This is a genomic window from Mycolicibacterium sp. P4_G11 (assembly GCF_056555145.1).
On record NZ_JBFUJW010000012.1, the window covers coordinates 36,392 to 54,196 of the forward strand.

15 protein-coding genes and 1 pseudogene are annotated in these 17,805 nt (G+C 66.3%); 12 read left to right on the forward strand and 4 right to left on the reverse strand.

Features of this window, described 5'->3' with window-relative positions; translation table 11 throughout:
* Positions 1-34 precede the first annotated feature (34 nt).
* Both AC1U2B_RS23740 and AC1U2B_RS23745 read right to left on the reverse strand, forming a co-directional pair.
* Positions 35-1,561: a Re/Si-specific NAD(P)(+) transhydrogenase subunit alpha gene (locus AC1U2B_RS23740; RefSeq protein ID WP_043391272.1), complete on the reverse strand. Its 1,527-nt coding sequence runs from the start codon at positions 1,559-1,561 to the stop codon at positions 35-37.
* A 253-nt stretch (positions 1,562-1,814) separates the two neighbouring features.
* Positions 1,815-1,931 (reverse strand): annotated as a pseudogene (locus tag AC1U2B_RS23745) (CAP domain-containing protein); the annotation flags it as partial.
* A 149-nt stretch (positions 1,932-2,080) separates the two neighbouring features.
* Between AC1U2B_RS23745 and AC1U2B_RS23750 the strand changes: the two are divergent.
* A complete protein-coding gene (locus AC1U2B_RS23750; protein WP_480218714.1) occupies positions 2,081-2,749 on the forward strand; it encodes a TetR/AcrR family transcriptional regulator in 669 nt (222 codons plus the stop codon).
* 35 nt (positions 2,750-2,784) lie between these two features.
* Positions 2,785-4,581, forward strand: a complete 1,797-nt coding sequence (locus AC1U2B_RS23755; protein ID WP_480218715.1) for an acyl-CoA dehydrogenase — start codon at positions 2,785-2,787, stop codon at positions 4,579-4,581.
* A 65-nt stretch (positions 4,582-4,646) separates the two neighbouring features.
* Here AC1U2B_RS23755 and AC1U2B_RS23760 read toward each other — a convergent pair whose 3' ends face one another.
* Positions 4,647-5,735 (reverse strand): alcohol dehydrogenase catalytic domain-containing protein, encoded by a 1,089-nt coding sequence (locus AC1U2B_RS23760; protein ID WP_480218716.1) that lies wholly within the window; start codon positions 5,733-5,735, stop codon positions 4,647-4,649.
* Between the two features lie 26 nt (positions 5,736-5,761).
* Here AC1U2B_RS23760 and AC1U2B_RS23765 point away from each other — a divergent pair, with 26 nt between their 5' ends.
* Both AC1U2B_RS23765 and AC1U2B_RS23770 read left to right on the forward strand, forming a co-directional pair.
* The gene (locus tag AC1U2B_RS23765; protein WP_043987461.1) at positions 5,762-6,193 is read left to right on the forward strand and encodes an acyl-CoA thioesterase; all 432 of its coding nucleotides are present in this window, start codon (positions 5,762-5,764) and stop codon (positions 6,191-6,193) included.
* Positions 6,194-6,299: 106 nt separating this feature from the next.
* Positions 6,300-6,743: an SRPBCC family protein gene (locus AC1U2B_RS23770; protein ID WP_043391893.1), complete on the forward strand. Its 444-nt coding sequence runs from the start codon at positions 6,300-6,302 to the stop codon at positions 6,741-6,743.
* Here the strand turns inward: AC1U2B_RS23770 and AC1U2B_RS23775 are convergent.
* Positions 6,740-7,426 carry a GntR family transcriptional regulator gene (locus tag AC1U2B_RS23775; RefSeq protein ID WP_480218717.1) on the reverse strand — a complete coding sequence of 229 codons (687 nt, stop codon included), beginning with the start codon at positions 7,424-7,426 and terminating at the stop codon, positions 6,740-6,742. The two genes, AC1U2B_RS23770 and AC1U2B_RS23775, sit on opposite strands and share 4 nt — an antisense overlap.
* A 163-nt stretch (positions 7,427-7,589) precedes the next feature.
* On the opposite strand from AC1U2B_RS23775, the gene fadD5 reads away from it, so the two are divergent.
* The 8 genes from fadD5 (at position 7,590) to AC1U2B_RS23815 (ending at position 17,802) form a co-directional block, all read left to right on the forward strand.
* Complete coding sequence (fadD5, locus tag AC1U2B_RS23780) at positions 7,590-9,185, forward strand: fatty-acid--CoA ligase FadD5 (RefSeq protein WP_480218718.1); 1,596 nt, start codon at positions 7,590-7,592, stop codon at positions 9,183-9,185.
* Between the two features lie 262 nt (positions 9,186-9,447).
* Positions 9,448-10,251, forward strand: a complete 804-nt coding sequence (locus AC1U2B_RS23785) for an MlaE family ABC transporter permease (protein ID WP_043391256.1) — start codon at positions 9,448-9,450, stop codon at positions 10,249-10,251.
* 4 nt (positions 10,252-10,255) lie between these two features.
* Positions 10,256-11,125 (forward strand): MlaE family ABC transporter permease, encoded by an 870-nt coding sequence (locus AC1U2B_RS23790; RefSeq protein WP_043391254.1) that lies wholly within the window; start codon positions 10,256-10,258, stop codon positions 11,123-11,125.
* A gap of 4 nt (positions 11,126-11,129) precedes the next feature.
* Positions 11,130-12,413, forward strand: a complete 1,284-nt coding sequence (locus AC1U2B_RS23795; protein WP_480218719.1) for an MCE family protein — start codon at positions 11,130-11,132, stop codon at positions 12,411-12,413.
* Entirely contained in the window at positions 12,410-13,438 is a 1,029-nt protein-coding gene (locus AC1U2B_RS23800) for a virulence factor Mce family protein (protein WP_480218720.1), read from the forward strand. Before AC1U2B_RS23795 ends, AC1U2B_RS23800 begins: the two co-directional genes overlap by 4 nt.
* A complete protein-coding gene (locus AC1U2B_RS23805; protein WP_192830210.1) occupies positions 13,435-15,012 on the forward strand; it encodes an MCE family protein in 1,578 nt (525 codons plus the stop codon). The genes AC1U2B_RS23800 and AC1U2B_RS23805 overlap by 4 nt, the downstream gene beginning before the upstream one ends.
* A gap of 10 nt (positions 15,013-15,022) precedes the next feature.
* Positions 15,023-16,636 (forward strand): virulence factor Mce family protein, encoded by a 1,614-nt coding sequence (locus tag AC1U2B_RS23810; protein WP_480218721.1) that lies wholly within the window; start codon positions 15,023-15,025, stop codon positions 16,634-16,636.
* Entirely contained in the window at positions 16,636-17,802 is a 1,167-nt protein-coding gene (locus tag AC1U2B_RS23815; RefSeq protein ID WP_110797410.1) for a virulence factor Mce family protein, read from the forward strand. Before AC1U2B_RS23810 ends, AC1U2B_RS23815 begins: the two co-directional genes overlap by 1 nt.
* Positions 17,803-17,805 lie beyond the last annotated feature (3 nt).

A 17,805-nucleotide genomic window follows, 5' to 3' on the forward strand; every position in this document is an offset into this window, starting at 1 on the left:
AATCCGTTCCAAAGGTCTCTGAGGTTCGCAGGCTCTAGCTGCGGGAGAACATGGCCAGCATGCGGCGGGTCACCGCGAAGCCACCGAAGACGTTGATGCTGGCGAGCAGAATCGCGACGCCGGCCAGGGCGGTGATCGGGGTGTTGTGATGCCCGATCTGCAGCAGCGCGCCGACCACGATGATTCCGGAGATCGCGTTGGTCACCGACATCAGCGGGGTGTGCAGGGCGTGGTGCACGTGCCCGATCACGTAGTAGCCGATCACGATCGCCAGCGCGAACACCGTCAGGTGGACCTGCAGGGCGGCCGGCGACGCGGCGATCAGGGCGAAGAGCACGGCTGCGGCGCCGAACGTCACACCGAGGCGACGCTGCGTCGACATCGGCTCCTTGACCTTGGACACCACCGGCGCGGCAGCGGCCGCGGCTTGCGCGGGGGCGGCGGAGACCTGCACCGGCGGCGGGGGCCAGGTGATCTCGCCGTCGCGCACGACGGTCACGCCGCGCTGCACCACGTCGTCGAAGTCCAGGACGACCTGGCCGTCCTTCTCCGGGGTGAGCAGCTTGAGCAGGTTGACCAGGTTGGTGCCGTACAGCTGCGAGGCCTGCGCAGGCAGGCGACCGGCCAGGTCGGTGTAGCCGATGATCGTCACGCCGTTGTCGGTGACGACGGACTGGTCCTTGACGGTGCCTTCGACGTTGCCGCCGTTGGCTGCGGCCATGTCGACGATCACCGAACCGGCCTTCATCGAGGCGACCATGTCCGCGGTGATGATCCGCGGCGCGGGACGGCCCGGGATCAGCGCGGTGGTGATGATGATGTCGACATCTTGGGCGAGTTGTGCGTAGAGCTCGGCTTCGCGGGCTTTGTAGTCGTCGCCCATCTCTTTGGCGTAGCCGGTGGCGGAGACTTCGCCGGCGTTGGGGTCGACCGAGACGTATTCGCCGCCGAGGGAAGCGACCTGGTCGGCGACCTCGGGGCGCGGGTCGGTCGCTCTCACGACCGCACCGAGCGAACCGGCGGCACCGATCGCGGCCAGACCGGCGACACCGGCGCCGACGACGAGGACCTTGGCCGGCGGGACCTTGCCGGCGGCGGTGACCTGGCCGGTGAAGAACCGGCCGAATGCGTGGGCGGCTTCGACGACGGCGCGGTAGCCGGCGATGTTGGCCATCGACGACAGCACGTCGAGGGACTGGGCGCGCGAGATACGCGGCACCGCGTCCATGGCCAGGACGGTGATCGGGCGCGTTGCCAGTTTCTCGACCAGTTCCGGCTTCAAACCGGGGGAGATCAGCGACACGAGGGTGGCGCCGTCCTTGACCGCGGCGATCTCGCCGTCGTCGGGGGCGTTGACCTTCAGCACGATGTCGGCGGCCCAGGGGGAGCCGATGTCGGCGCCGGCCTCTACATAGGCGGCGTCGGCGAAACTGGACAAGTTGCCCGCGCCGGACTCGACCACTACCGAATAGCCGAGCTTGATCAGCTGGCCGACAGTTGCAGGAGTGGCGGCAACCCGCGTCTCACCAGCCAGAGACTCGCGGGGAATCCCGATGATCATCGAATTCGATCCGATCTGTGTTGGTTTGCTTGCAAGAGTCTCCCCCATCCACGTCTGGATGGTGCTCTTACCCCCCTATACGAGTTAGCAATCGCTTATAAATTAGCAGTCGCTCATAAGTCCACCAAAAGCTCACTGCCGGGCATTGCCTGGATATGTCTACGTCACCGACGGGGGTTCGGGCACGCAAAATTCCGGCCGGTGGGACGACGTGCGTCTGACACCGGCCGGTTGGGTGAAACTGGTTGTACGTCTACACCGGGGGGTACGCCGGGGGCGGGTATACGCCGCGAATGCCCCACGGGACCCAGTTGAAGAAGTACTCGACCTCGTCGCTCGCGTCGTAATCCGGACTCGGATCCATCAGTACCTCCAGCCGACATGCTTGTTACTGCGGAGTTTAGCTGCTGGGGCCCGCCTGCGAGTGGCAGATCGGCTGTCGAGATGCCACGGCATAGACTGGCCAACCAGTTGATTGGGTCCCGGGCCGCGCGCCCGGCTGCATAGAGTTGAGCTGATATGTCCACAGAGTCGTCGGCAAAGGGTTCTGCGACGGGATCGGCCGCCTCAAACGGCTCGTCGCGGCGCGAGGAGTTGCTGGCGGTGGCCGCCAAGCTGTTCGCGGCCCGCGGCTACCACGGGACACGCATGGACGACGTGGCCGACGCGGTCGGGCTGAACAAGGCGACGGTCTACCACTACTACGCCAGCAAGTCGTTGATCCTCTGGGACATCTACAAGGCGACCGCCGACTTCACCGTCGACGCCCTGCACGACGACCCGACGGCCTCGGCGCGGGAGACCATCTTCAACTTCACCCGGCGGCTGCTCACCGGCATCGCCACGGACCTGGAACGCGCGGCGGTGTACTTCCAGGAGGGGCCGTACATCACCGAATGGTTCACCGAGGAACAGGTCGCCTACATCCGCCAGGCCGAGACCACGGTGTATGAACACGTCCGCGACGTCATCGACCGCGGTATCGCCAGCGGTGAATTCAGCGAGTGCGACTCGCATGTGCTGGCGCTCGGCTACATCGGGATGACGCTCGGCGCCTACCGATGGCTGCGGCCCCACGGCCGGCGCTCGGCCTCCGAAATCGCCGTCGAGTTCAGCACCGCACTGCTGCGTGGCCTGATCCGCGACGAGAAGATCCGCGCCGAGGACCCCCTCGGTGGCGGAGCATAGGACTGACCGCGCAATCGAGAGGTGACTGAGGTCCGATGAAATCTCTGCTGCTGTCCCGACGGGACCTCGACTTCCTGCTGTACGAGTGGCTCAAGGTCGACGAGCTGACCGGTCGCAAACGATTCGCCGACCATTCGCGCGAGACCTTCGACGGGGTCCTGGACCTCAGCGAGCAGCTGGCCGAACGCTACTTCGCACCGCACAACAAGAAGAGTGACGCCAACGAGCCCACCTTCGACGGGCAGACCGTCACCATGGTCCCGGAGGTCAAGGAGGCCTGGGACGCGTTCGTCGCGGCCGACCTGATCGGCATGTCGATGGAAGAGTCGGTCGGCGGGGCGCAACTGCCGGCGGTCGTCGCACAGGCGGCGTTCGCCTGGATCGCCGCCGCCAACGTGTCGACGTCGGGCTACCTGATGCTGACCATCGCCAACGCCAATCTGCTGACCAAGTTCGGTACGCCCGAGCAGATCGAGACCTACGTCAAACCCATGCTGGCCGGCCGCTTTTCGGGCACCATGGCGCTCTCGGAGACCCAGGCCGGGTCGTCGCTGGCCGACGTGGTCACCCGCGCCGAACCGCAAGACGACGGCACCTACCGGCTGTTCGGATCCAAGATGTGGATTTCGGGCGCCGAGCACGAGATCACCGACAACATCGTCAACCTGGTGCTGGCCAAGATTCCGGGTGGACCTCCCGGCACCAAGGGCATCTCGCTGTTCATCGTGCCCAAGTACCTAGTGAACACCGACGGGTCGATCGGCGAGCGCAACGACGTCGCCATCGCGGGCCTGAACCACAAGATGGGGCAGCGCGGCGTCACCAACACCGTGCTGAATTTCGGTGACACGCAATTCAATCCGGGCGGCGAGAACGGCGCGGTCGGTTATCTGGTGGGCGAGCCGCACCGCGGCATCGTCTACATGTTCCAGATGATGAACGAGGCCCGGCTGGCCGTCGGCATGGGTGCGGTGGCGTTGGGCTACACGGGCTACCTCAAGTCCGTGCAGTACGCGCGGGAGCGGCCGCAGGGCCGCCCGCTGGACGTCAAGGACCCGACGACGCCGCAGGTGCCCATCGTCGAGCATCCCGACGTCAGGCGAATGTTGTTGGCGCAGAAGGCGTATGTCGAAGGCGGGCTGGCGCTGGGCCTGTACTGCGCACGGCTGGTGGACGTGCAGCACAGCGCGGAGTCGGACGCCGAAGCCGACGCGGCCGGTCTGTTGATCGACATCCTGACCCCGATCGGCAAGAGCTGGCCGTCGCAGTGGTGCTTGGAGGCCAACAACCTGGCGATCCAGGTGCACGGCGGGTACGGCTACACCCGCGAATATGACGTCGAGCAGCATTACCGGGACAACCGGCTGAACCCGATCCATGAGGGCACCAACGGCATCCAGAGCCTGGACCTGTTGGGCCGCAAGGTGACTCAGCGCGGCGGGGCCAGCCTGGCGGCGTTGGGGCAGGTCATCTCGGAGACGGTCCGGGCGGCGAACGAACTGGGCGGCGATGGCGCCGAACTGGCGGCCGCGCTGGATGCGTCCTGGCAGCGGCTCGTCGCCGTCACCACCGGCATGTTCGGCTCGGGCGACATTCCTGCGGTGATGGCCAACAGCCACGTCTACCTGGAAGCGTTCGGGCACATCGTGGTGGCGTGGTTGTGGCTGGAACAGTTCGTGGCCGCCGCGGGCAAAGACGGCGACTTCTACGACGGTAAGCGGCAGGCCGCCCGGTACTTCTTCCGGTTCGAATTGCCCAAGACCGCACCGCAATTGGACCTGTTGGAGTCGCTGGACCGGACGACGCTGGAGATGCGGGACGGCTGGTTCTAGCCTTCGAACGTGAACTAGATTGCGAAGATTCGGCGAAATCACGCGATCTAGTTCACGTTCGGCGACTAGAACTCAACGATCTGCCGCACCGCGTGGCCCGAGGCCAGGGCGTCCATGCCGGTGTTGATGTCGTCGAGGGCGATGGTGTCGGACACCAGCTTCTCGACCGGCAGCCGTCCGGACCGCCACAGGTCGACGAAGCGGGGGATGTCCCGCGCCGGCACGGCCGACCCGAGGTAGCTGCCGATCAGCGAGCGGCCGTCCGCGACCAATGCCAACGGCGACACCGTGATTCGCGCGTCGGGGTGCGGCAGTCCGACCGTGATGGTCTTGCCGCCCGGGGCGGTCATGCCGATCGCGGTTTCGAGCGCTGCGGGATGGCCGGCAGCCTCGATCACGATGTCGGCCTTGAGGTCGCCGGGATCGGTGACGGCGTCGTGCGCGCCGAGTGCGCGGGCTTGATCGAGCTTGTCGGGCAACCTGTCCACCGCGACCACCCGGATGTCGTCGTGCGCCAGCGCGGTGAGCATCGCGGCCATCCCGACCCCGCCCATGCCCACGATGGCCACCGTCTGACCGGGTTTCGGCTGTCCGGCGTTGAGTACCGCGCCGCCGCCGGTCAGCACCGCGCAGCCGAGCAGCGAGGCGACGACGGGTGGCACATCCGCGTCGACGGGCACCACCGAACGGCGGTCCACCACCGCGTACGTAGCGAAGGCCGAGACCCCCAGGTGATGCAGAACCGTTGCGCCGCTTCGGGATAGCCGCGTGTCGCCGCCGAGCAGTGTGCCCGCGCCATTGGCGGCGCTGCCGGGAATGCAGGGCGCAAGGCCGTCCGTCGCGCAGGACCGGCACGCCCCGCAGCGCGGCAGGAACGTCATGACCACCCGTTGGCCGACTGCCAAATCCGAAGTGCCGCCGACTTGTTCGACGATGCCGGCGGCCTCGTGGCCGAGCAGCATGGGAACCGGCCGGACCCGGTTGCCGTCCACCACCGACAGGTCGGAGTGGCACAGCCCGGCGGCCTCGATGCGGACCAGCAGCTCGCCGTCGCCCGGCGCGGCCAGGTCCAGTTCACTGACGGTGAGCGGCCGCGATTCGGCGTACGGGCGGGGCCGCCCGATCTCCTCGAGTACGGCACCGCGAATCTTCATGGCCCCAGCCTGACAGACTGGCCGCCATGGAGCAGGCACTGACCACCGCGGACTTTCCGGTGCACTGGCCCGTGCAGACCCGGTGGACCGACAACGACATGTTCGGCCACCTCAACAACGCGGTCTACTACGAGCTGTTCGACACCGCGATCAACGCATGGATCAACACCACGCGCGACGTCGACCCGGTGGCCGCACCGTGGCTCGGGGTGGTCGCCGAATCGAGCTGCCGCTACTTCGCCGAGCTGAAGTTCCCGTCGCAGCTGGTCGTCGGGCTGGCGGTGAGCCGGCTGGGCAACAGCAGCGTCACCTACCGGACCGGGTTGTGGGCGGACGGCGACGGCACACCTGCCGCGGTCGGTTCCTGGGTGCACGTCTACGTCGACCGCGACACTCGTCGTCCGGTTCCCATCCCGGCGCCCATCCGGGAGCTGCTGGAGACCGCCGTCGTGAGCTGACTCTGTACTGAGGGCGCAAAAGCCCGAGTGACTTGCGCCCTCAGTTCAGGGTCAACGGATACACGCGCGGGATCGACGGAATCGCGGCCTCGATATGCTCTGGCCCATGCCGATCGTGAGCAAGACCGTCGAGGTCTCCGCACCAGCAGCGCAGATCCTGGGGATCGTCGCCGACTTCGAGGCCTACCCGCAGTGGAACGAAGAGGTCACCGGCTGCTGGATCCTGCACCGCTACGACGACGGCCGGCCCAGCCAGCTCCGTCTGGACACCAAGATTCAGGGCATGGACGGCTCCTACATCCAGGCCGTCTACTACCCGGGTGACGGCCAGATTCAGACCGTCATGCAGCAGGGCAACCTGTTCTCCAAGCAGGAGCAGCTGTTCTCCGTCGTCGACCTCGGGGCGAGCGCCCTGCTGACCGTCGACATGGACGTCGAGGTCGACATGCCGGGTATCCCGGCGATGATGATCAAGAAGGTCGTGGGCGACGCACTGGACCACCTGGCCGGCAACCTGAAGACGCGCGCCGAGCAGCTCGCCGCCAACTAGCCCGGCCACAACCCGAGTTCGTCCAGACGCCCGGTCAACCGCTCGGCGGCGTCGTCGAACTGGCGGCGGGTCTGCCGCACCACCTCGTCGATGTTCTTGTCCCGCAAGGCCGCAACCAATTCGCGGTGATTGGCAACTGTCGCGGCACCCCACTGCGGATCGGTGGCGTAGATGCGGACCGGCAGGTACCGGGCCGCGTGCAGCAGGAACCAGGCCAGTTTGGTCCGGCCGGCGGCGCGGTTGAACTCCTTGTGGAACAGGAACTCCGCCTGGGCGATCGCGTCGACGTCGCCCGCCGCGACGGCATGGGCCAGTTCGTCGGTGAGCCGGTCGAGTTCGGCGATGCCGGGTTCGGTGATCCGCCGGGCCGCGTTCGCGGCGATCTCGGTGGCGATGGTGGCCTGCAACCAGAAGATGTCGGCGATGTCGTCACGGGTGAACGCCGACACCACGTGACCGCGGTTGGGCTCGAGCTGGACCATGCCCTCGCCGCGCAGGGTGCGGAGTGCCTCGCGGACCGGCGTGATGCTCACGCCGAGTGCGGCGGCGGTCTCGTCCAGCCGGACGAAGGTGCCCGGCCGCAGGGTGCCCGACATGATGGCCGTTCGGAGATGGGCTGCCACCTCGTCGGACAGCTGTTCGCGCCGGCGCAGGCCGGGCAGCGGTTTCGCCGAGACGTTCACGGCATTCCTTCGGGTGGGCGGGGCAGGGGTACCCGGAGGTTGTCCGGATGGTGCGGTCGTCCTATTGTGACGGCGGCAACACTATATTTGATCAAATATCAGCATCGCTTGTCGCGACCACTCCATTTCCGCTGCGATGCCGATCGAGACACAGGAGTAGACCGTGTCATCCGCAGCACTCGAGCAGCCCTACCTGGCGCGTCGGCAGAACTGGACCACTCACCTCGCCCGCCACGCCCTCATGCAGCCGGAGGCGACCGCGCTGCGGTTCGTCGGCCAGGCGGTCACCTGGGGTGAACTGGAGCGACGCGTCACCAAGCTCGCGGGAGCCCTGAGCCGTCGAGGGGTCGGCTTCGGCGACCGCGTGCTGATCCTGATGCTGAACCGCACCGAATACGTCGAGGCATTCCTGGCCGCCAACCTCCTCGGCGCCATCGCGGTCCCGGTCAACTTCCGCATGACCCCGCCCGAGATCGCCTACCTGGTTCGGGACTGCGATCCGAAGGCCGTGATCACCGAGCAGGTGCTCGCCCCGGTCGCCACCGCGGTGCGGGAGCTGGAACCGTCGCTGGGCACCGTGATCGTCGCCGGCGGCGCGACCGACGGCGGCGTGCTGGGCTACGAGGACGTGCTCGCCGAGGAAGGAGCGCCACCCGCACCGGTCGATATCCCCGAGGACTCACCGGCGCTGATCATGTACACCTCGGGCACCACCGGATATCCCAAGGGTGCGGTGCTCACGCACGTCAACATCATGGGCCAGGGCATGACGGGCCTGTTCACCATCGCGCCGGACATCAACAACGACGTCGGCTTCATCGGTGTGCCGTTCTTCCATATCGCCGGCATCGGCAACATGATCAGCGGCCTGCTGCTGGGCCTGCCGACGGTGATCTACCCGCTCGGCGCGTTCGATCCCGGTGCCCTGCTCGACGTGCTGGAGGCGGAGGGCGTCTCGGCGATCTTCCTGGTCCCGGCGCAGTGGCAGGCCGTCTGTGCAGCGCAGCAGGCCCAGCCTCGCAACGTGAAATTGCGCGTCTTGTCCTGGGGTGCCGCGCCGGCGTCGGACACTCTGTTGAGGGAGATGGCGTCGACGTTCCCCGGCGCGCAGATCTTTGCTGCGTTCGGTCAGACCGAGATGTCGCCGGTGACGTGCATGCTGCTGAGCCAGGACGCGCTGCGGAAGCTGGGATCGGTCGGGCGGGTCATCCCGACCGTCGCCGCCCGCGTCGTCGACGACAACATGAACGACGTTCCGGTGGGTCAGGTCGGGGAGATCGTGTACCGGGCCCCAACTCTCATGGCCGGGTACTGGAACAACCCGAAAGCGACAGCCGAGGCGTTCGCCGGCGGTTGGTTCCATTCCGGTGACTTGGTTCGCCAGGACGACGAGGGTTACATCTGGGTCGTCGACCGTAAAAAGGACATGATTATTTCCGGCGGCGAAAATATTTACTGCGCAGAAGTAGAGAATATTCTGGCCGCGCATCCCGCGATTACCGAAGTCGCGGTCATCGGACGCCCACATGAAAAGTGGGGTGAGGTGCCGGTCGCGGTCGTTGCTGTGACGCCGAATACCAACGCCGAGAGCGAAAGTGCCCTGACCCTGGCGGATCTCGACGATTTCCTGACCGAACGACTGGCGCGGTACAAACACCCGAAGGCGCTGGAAATCGTCGACGCATTGCCCCGAAATCCTTCTGGCAAGGTCCTTAAAACGGAACTCCGCGAGCGGTTCGGTGATACAAGTGTGTCGTAAGCGTGGCAAGTGACGTCACGCTGACGAATTCGACCACCTGAGCGGAGGGCGGATGTGCCCATGTCGCGTTTGCTGAAACTGAACGCAATTATCCCTCAGTTGGGTCACGAGGTACGCGGTGTATCGGGTACTCTCCTGTGGTCCGTCTTACTACTCGGGAGTAGCGAGACAGAAATCACTCAGTTTGTGCTAGGGGCTAAGGAGGGGGCGTGCCACGCGTGAAACCGCGGAACGGCCGTATTCCGGAAGGGATGGCTGATCGGTGACAGCCTCAGACAACACCTTGGTCGGTTATCTCAAGGACCAGCTGGACAAGCCATTCACCAAGATCGGTGGCTTCGTCAAGATGTGCATCTTGACCTTCAAGGCGCTGGTCTCCCGGCCCTTCCAGTGGAAGGAGTTCGTCCTTCAGTGCTGGTTCCTGATCCGGGTGGCCTTCTTGCCCACGCTGGCGGTCTCCATCCCGCTGACGGTGCTCATCATCTTCACGCTGAACATCCTGCTCGCGGAGTTCGGTGCGGCTGACGTCTCCGGCGCCGGTGCCGCCCTGGGTGCAGTCACCCAGCTGGGCCCACTGGTGACAGTGCTGGTGGTCGCCGGCGCGGGTTCGACGGCCATCTGCGCCGACCTCGGCGCCCGGACCGTGCGTGAAGAGATCGACGCCATGGAGGTGCTGGGTATCGATCCGATCGAGCGACTGGTGGTGCCCCGCGTGGTCGCCTCCACGTTCGTCGCCTTCATGCTCAACGGCGCGGTGATCATCATCGGTCTGGTCGGTGGCTACTTCTTCGGTGTCTACATCCAGAACGTCAACGCCGGCGCCTACGTCTCGACGCTGACGCTGCTGACGGGCTTCCCCGAGGTCGTGATCTCGGTGCTCAAGGCCACCATCTTCGGTCTGATTGCCGGCCTGGTCGGCTGCTTCCGCGGGCTTACCGTGGCGGGCGGCTCGAAGGGTGTCGGTACCGCGGTGAACGAGACGCTGGTCCTCTGCGTCATCGCGCTGTTCGGGGTCAACGTGGTGCTGACCACGATCGGTGTCAAGTTCGGAACGCAGGCCGGGTAGCGATATGAGTACATCGACAGTTCTCCGGGGCCGGTTTCCCCGCGCCTTCTCCAAGGTCGCCGAAATCGGCGCCGCGCCTGCCCGGTTGTTCGACAGCCTGGGCCACGTCGCGGTCTTCGTGGTTTCGGCCGTCGGGCACATTCCGCACGCGTTCCGCTACTACCGCAAAGAGGTATTGCGCCTCATCGCCGAGGTCGGCATGGGTACCGGCGCCATGGCCGTCATCGGCGGCACGGTCGCGATCATCGGCTTCGTCACCCTGGCCGCCGGCTCCCTGATCGCCATCCAGGGCTTTGCCTCCCTGGGCAACATCGGTGTCGCGGCCTTCACCGGCTTCTTCGCCGCCCTGGCCAACATCCGCGTCGTCGCTCCGGTCGTGACCGGTCAGGCCCTGGCCGCAACGGTCGGCGCCGGCGCCACCGCCGAGCTCGGCGCCATGCGCATCAGTGAAGAGGTCGACGCGCTCGAGGTCATGGGCGTCAAATCCCTGTCCTTCCTGGTGTCGACCCGGCTGATTGCCGGCATGGTCGTCATCGTGCCGCTGTACGCGATGGCGATCCTGCTGTCGTTCCTGTCGGCCCAGCTGGTCACGACACTGTTCTATGGACAGTCAGTCGGTACCTACGAGCACTACTTCCACACCTTCCTCCGCGTCGACGACGTCATGTGGTCGTTCCTCGAGGTCATCATCATGTCGGTGGTCGTGCTCCTCAACCACGCCTACTTCGGCTACTACGCCAGCGGCGGTGCCGTCGGCGTGGGTGAAGCGGTGGGACGCTCGATGCGCACCTCCCTGATCTCGATCGTCACGGTCGTCCTGCTCTTCTCGTTGGCGCTTTACGGCACCGACCCGAACTTCAACCTGACGGTGTGACGCGATGACGAACTCGATGCCGACCCCACCCGTTGCCGCGGGCCAGGTCCATGCGCCGCTGAACAAGGACCGCACGCCGCCGTACAAGATCGCCGGCGTGATCCTGGCGGTCGTCGCCGCGGTGGTGCTGAGCCTGACCTGGGCCCAGTTCCGTGGATATTTCGACACCAAGGCCCAGCTCTACGTGCTGACCCCGCGCTCGGGGCTCTCGATGGACCCGGGCTCGAAGGCCACCTACAACGGCGTGCCGATCGGCCGGGTGAAGGACGTCCAGGTCGTCGGCCACGCAGGCCAGGCGCCGGAAGCCCGGCTGGTGCTCAACATCGACCCGCAGTACCTCAACCTGCTGCCCAAGAACGTCGACGTGAAGCTGCTGGCCACCACGGCCTTCGGCAACAAGTACGTCTCGTTCACCTCCCCGTCGAGCCCGGCGTCGCAGCGGCTGCGGGGCGGCGACACCATCGACGTCTCCAATTGCTCCCCGCCGACGCCGCCGACCGCGTGCGTGACCACGGAGTTCAACACGCTGTTCGAGACCATCACCGCGATCTCCGAGCAGGTCGACCCGATCAAGCTGAACGCGACGCTGACCGCGGCCGCCCAGGCGCTCGACGGGCTGGGTGAAAAGTTCGGTCAGTCGCTGGTCAACGGCAATACGATCCTGGCCGACCTGAACCAGCGGATGCCGACCTTCCGGCACGACACCAAGGCGATCGCCGACCTGACCGAGGTGTACGCCAAGGCGTCGCCGGATCTGTGGGACGGCCTCAAGAGTGCCGTGTCCACCGAGCGCACCCTGAACGATCAGCGCGGCAACATCGACCAGGCGCTGATGTCGGCGGTCGGGTTCGGCAACACCGGTGGCGACATCCTCGAGCGTGGCGGCCCGTACCTGGTCCGCGGCGCGCAGGACCTGCTGCCGACCGCCCGGGTGCTGGACAAGTACGCCCCTGAGCTCGACTGCCTGTTCCGCGGCTTCGCCGCCGGTGCACCGGCCGCGGCCAAGGGCCTGGGCGGTAATGGCTACTCGCTGGTGACGCACACCGAGCTCGTCGGTGCGGCCAACCAGTACGTCTATCCGGACAACCTCCCGCGGATCAACGCCTCCGGCGGTCCGATGGGTCGCCCGGGTTGCTGGACGGTTACCAAGGACATCCTCCCGATGCCCTACATGGTGATGGACACTGGCGCGTCGATCGCGCCGTACAACCACTTCGGTCTCGGCTCGCCTTTCGCGTCCGAATACGTCTGGGGTCGTCAAGACGGGGAGAACACGATCAACCCATGAGCATCAAGGGCACGGCGTTCAAACTCGCCATCTTCTCCGCAGTCCTGCTGGCCTTCACCGCAGGCATCTTCATCGTGTTCGGTCAGTTCCGGTTCAGCCGGAACAACGACTACTTCGCGATCTTCGACAACACGAGTGGCCTCAAGGCCGATCAGTTCGTGCGCGCCTTCGGCGTCGAGGTCGGCAAGGTCACCGAGGTCGAGCTGATCCCCGCCGGCAAGGTGCGGGTCCACTTCAACGTCGACAAGTCGGTTCCGCTGTACCAGAAGACCTCGGCGCACATCCGCTACCAGGATCTGCTCGGCAACCGGTTCCTGGACCTCAGCCGCGGCGACAGCAACCAGGTGCTGCCTCCGGGCGGCACCATCCCGGTCGAGCGCACCGAACCCGCCTTGGACCTCGACGCGCTGGTCGGTGGCTTCCGGCCGCTGTTCCGTTCGCTGGATCCGCAGAAGGTCAACACCATCGCCTCGTCGATCGTCACGATCTTCCAGGGCGAGGGCGGCACCATCAACAACATCCTGGACCAGACGGCGCAGTTCACCTCGACCGTCGGTGAGCAGGACCAGGCCATCGGTGAGGTGATCAAGAACCTCAACACGGTGCTGAACACCACGGTCAAGCACCAGAAGCAGTTCGACGACACGCTGAAGAACTTCGAGGCGCTGGTGACGGGGCTGAAGAACCGCTCCGACCCGATCGCCGACTCGGTCGCCAACATCAGCAACGCCGCCGGCTCGCTCGGTGACCTGCTGGGCGACAACCGACCGCTGCTGCACGACACCCTCGGCTACCTCGAGACGACGCAGCAGTCGCTGGTCGACCAGAAGGAACAGCTCAACGACACCCTGCAGAAGGTGCCGCAGGCGCTGAAGATTCTGGGCCGCTCCGGCGGTGTCTACGGCGACTTCTTCAACTTCTACGTCTGCGACATCGAGTTGAAGATGAACGGTCTGCAGCCTGGCGGGCCGGTGCGCACGGTCAAGCTCACAAACCAGCCGTCCGGAAGGTGCACGCCGAAGTGAGGACCATAGAAGGATCCGACCGGGTCCGCAGGGGCATGATGGGCCTCGCCGCCGTTGCGCTGGTCACCGCGGTCGGAGCGTCCGTCACCACCGTGCCGATGCTGTTCGCGGCGCCGACGTACTACGGCCAGTTCACCGACACCGGCGGCCTCGTCGTGGGTGACTTCGTCCGCATCGACGGCGTCAATGTCGGCCAGGTCAAGACCATGGACATCGACCGCGACAAGGTGATCATCGGCTTCCAGATCGGCACCAACACCATCGGTTCGGACAGCCGTGCGCTGATCAAGACCGAGACCATCCTTGGCCGCAAAGCCATCGAGATCGAGCCCAAGGGCGGCCACAAGCTGCCGCCGCGGGGCGTCCTGCCGCTCGGTCAGACGTCCACGCCGTACCAGATCTACGACGCGATCTTCGATGTCACCCGCGCCTCGCAGGGCTGGGACACCAAGACGATCAAGGACTCGCTCAACGTGCTGTCCGAGACCGCCGACCAGACGTCGCCGCACCTGACCGCGGCGCTCGAGGGCGTGCAGAAGCTCTCGGAGACCATCGGCAAGCGCGATGACGAGGTCCGGTCGCTGCTGGCCAACGCCAACAAGATCGCGACGGTCCTCAGCGACCGCAGTGGTCAGGTCAACGCGCTGCTGGTCAACGCCCAGACGCTGCTGCACGCCCTGAACCAGCGCGGCGAGGCCGTCGGCCTGTTGCTCGAGCGGGTCTCCAAGGTGTCGAACCAACTCCAGGCGACCATCGACGAGAACCCGAACATCAACCACGTGCTGGAGCAGCTCCGGACCATCAGCGACATCCTCGTCGCCCGCAAGCAGGACCTGTCCGACACGCTGGTGTCGGCGGGCAAGTTCGTGGCCTCGCTGTCGGAGGCCATCGCGTCGGGCCCGTACTTCAAGGTCATGGTCGAGAACATCCTGCCGCCGCAGCTCATGCAGCCGTTCGTGGACGCCGCGTTCAAGAAGCGCGGACTGAACCCCGAAGACTTCTGGCGCAGCGCCGGCCTGCCCGAGGCCCAGTGGCCCGATCCCAACGGCAAGCGCTTCGCCAACGGTGCGCCGCCGCCGGCACCGCCGAAGCTCGAAGGCACACCGGAGCATCCCGGCCCCGCGGTGCCTCCCGGCTCGCCGTGCTCGTACACCCCGGGACCCGGCGCCGACCCGTCGCCGGCCGATCCGTTGCCGTGCTCGCACCTCACCGTCGGCCCGTTCGGTAACAACCCGTACGGCGACAACTACGGCGCGCCGAATGTTATTGCGTCACAACCGAACCCGGCTGGTGTGCCCACCGGCCCGGGGGTGCCGTCGGCCGCCTTCCCGGGACAGCCGGCCGAGAACGTGCCCGGTACCCCGGTGCCGTTGCCGCCCGCTCCCGTCGGTGCCCGGACGGTTCCGCTGACGCCGCAGCCTGGCGACAGCGACATCGCTCCCGGATTCGCTCCGATCCCCGGGCCGCTGATCGCCCCGCCGGCGCCGCCGGGGCCGGGTCCCAACGCAGCACCGGCTGGTACCGCGCCGCTGCCGGGTAACCCGCCGTTCCTCCCGCCTGGGTCGCAAGGATAGGGCCGCCACGATGTCGACTGTTTTCAACATCCGGAACATCAAGAAGCCGAACCTGTCTCGGGGGACGCTCATCGGCGGCGCCGTCGCGCTCGTGGTGATCGTGCTCGCCGGGTTCTTCGGCCTGCAGGCGTACCGCAAGCTCACCACCACCACGGTGACGGCGTACTTCCCCGAGGTGCTCGCTCTGTACCCGGGCGACAAGATCCTCATCATGGGGGTCGAGGTCGGCGCCATCGACACGCTCGATACGCACGACGGCAAGATGAAGGTCGTCTTCCACTACTCGAACAAGTACAAGGTGCCGCAGAACGCGTCCGCCTCGGTGCTGAACCCGAGTCTGGTGGCGTCCCGCGTCATCCAGCTGTCCCCGCCGTACACCGGTGGGCCGGTCATGGAGGACGGCGCCGTCATCCCGATCGAGCGCACCCAGATTCCGATCGAGTACGACGAGCTGCGCAACCAGCTGACCCGCATCCTCGCCGAGCTCGGTCCGACCAAGGAACAGCCCAAGGGTCCGTTCGGCGACATCATCGAGTCGTTCGCCAACGGCTTCGAGGGCAAGGGCGCTCAGATCAACAAGACCCTCAAGGGCCTCTCTGATGCGGTGAACACCCTCAACCAGGGCCGCGGTGACTTCATCCAGGTGATCAAGAGCCTGGCGGTCTTCGTCAACGCCCTGCACAAGAGCGACCAGCAGTTCGTCTCGCTGAACAACGACCTGGCCTCGTTCACCAACAAGTTCACCAACACCGATCAGGAACTGGCCACCGCGCTCAAGGACCTGAACAAGGTGATGGCGACGACCCGCACCTTCCTGGACAAGAACGGCAGCGTCCTCGCTCACGACATCAACAACGTGTCCGAGGCGACGACGGCCATCCTGCAGCCGGAGCCGCGGGACGGTCTGGAGCGGGCGCTGCACGCCTACCCGAACTTCCTGGCCAACCTCGAGAACATCTACTCGCCGGCCACCGGCGGTCTGATCGCCTCCGGTGTCCTCCCGGGCATCACGAACTACTCGAACCCGCTGCAGTTCATCTGCAGCTCGATCCAGGCCGGCAGCCGGTTGGGCTACCAGGACTCCGCCGAACTGTGCGCGCAGTACCTGGCGCCGGTCATGGACGCGATCAAGTTCAACTACCTGCCGTTCGGCATCAACATGGCGACGACCGCCATGACGCTGCCGAAGCTGGTCACGTACTCGGAGCCGCGTCTGCAGCCCCCGGGCGGGTTCAAGGACACCACCGTGCCCGGTGTGTTCTCGCGGGACACCCCGTGGTCGCACGGCCAGCACGAGGCGGGCTGGATCACCGCTCCCGGTATGCAGGGGCTCAAGGTCGGGCAGTCGACCCAGGACCTGCTGACCCCGGAGTCGCTGAGTGAGCTCATGGGTGGGCCGGACATCATTCCGCCGACCGGTGGCGTCAACATGGCGGGTCCGCCGGATGCCTACAACGAGAGCAGCCCGCTGCCCCCGCCGTGGTACCCACAGCCGGGACCGGTCTCGCCGCCGCGACCGGGTAACGATCCGAGTCCGATGAGTGCCATGGCACCTGGGCCTGCCCCAGGACCGGCGCCCGCGCCGGCCGGACCTGCCCTTCCTGCCGAAGTTGGAGGCCAATGATGACCGGGTCGATCGATCCGAAGTCGGGGAGGTGGGCGCGTAACGCCCGCCGGGTCGGTGTGTTGTCGGCCGCGGCGCTGGTGCTCAGCTCCTGCGGCTGGCGCGGTATCGCCAACGTGCCGCTGCCCGGTGGCCCGGGCACGGTGGACGGCCATTCGACGATCTACATCCAGATGCCGGAAACGTTGGGCCTCAACGCCAACAGCCGGGTCCGGGTGGCGGACGTGTTCATCGGGCGCGTCCGGTCGATCGAGCTGAAGAACTGGGTTCCCACCTTGACGGTGGATCTGAACCCCGGCATCCACCTGCCGCGCAACGTGCAGGCCAAGATCGGTCAGACCAGCTTGCTGGGTTCACAGCACGTCGAGTTGGACGAGCCCGCGAACCCGTCGTCGCAGCAGCTGAAAAACGGCGACACCATCGAGCTGAAGAACTCGTCGGCCTTCCCGACCATCGAGCGGACGCTGGCGGGTATCTCCGGCATCCTGACCGGCGGCGGTGTGCCGAACATCGAGAAGATCCAGTCCGAGGTCTACAACATCCTCAACGGGCGCGCGGATCAGATCAAAGAGTTCCTGCACCGGTTGGACACCTTCACCGACGAGCTCAACCAGCAGCGTGACGACATCACGCGGGCGATCCGGTCGAGTGACACGCTGCTGAAGGTCGTGGCGGACCGCAACGACACCCTGGACCGGGTGCTGACCGAGACGCCGCCGCTGATCGAGCACTTCAACAAGACCCAGGACCTGTTCACCAACGCGGTGCTGGCGCTGGGCCGGTTGTCGAAGGCCGCTGACACGACGCTGTCGAACAGCAACGCCAACATCCACACCAACCTGGCGACGTTGCAGCGGGCGCTCAAGCAGATCGCCAAGACGTCACCGAACCTGGTGCCGGCCATGAAGCTGCTGTTCACGCTGCCGTTCCCGATCGACAACATCCCGAAGGTCATCCGCGGCGACTACATGAACATCTCGCTGCACCTCGACCTGACGCTGAGCGCGATCGACAACGGCATCCTGACCGGCACCGGCCTGTCGGGTATGGCCCGCGCCCTGGAGCAGTCGTGGGGCCGCGATCCGGCGACGATGATCCCGGATGTCCGATTCACCCCGAACCCGGCCACCGCGCCGGGCGGGCCGCGAGTGGAAAGGGGGGAGTGACAG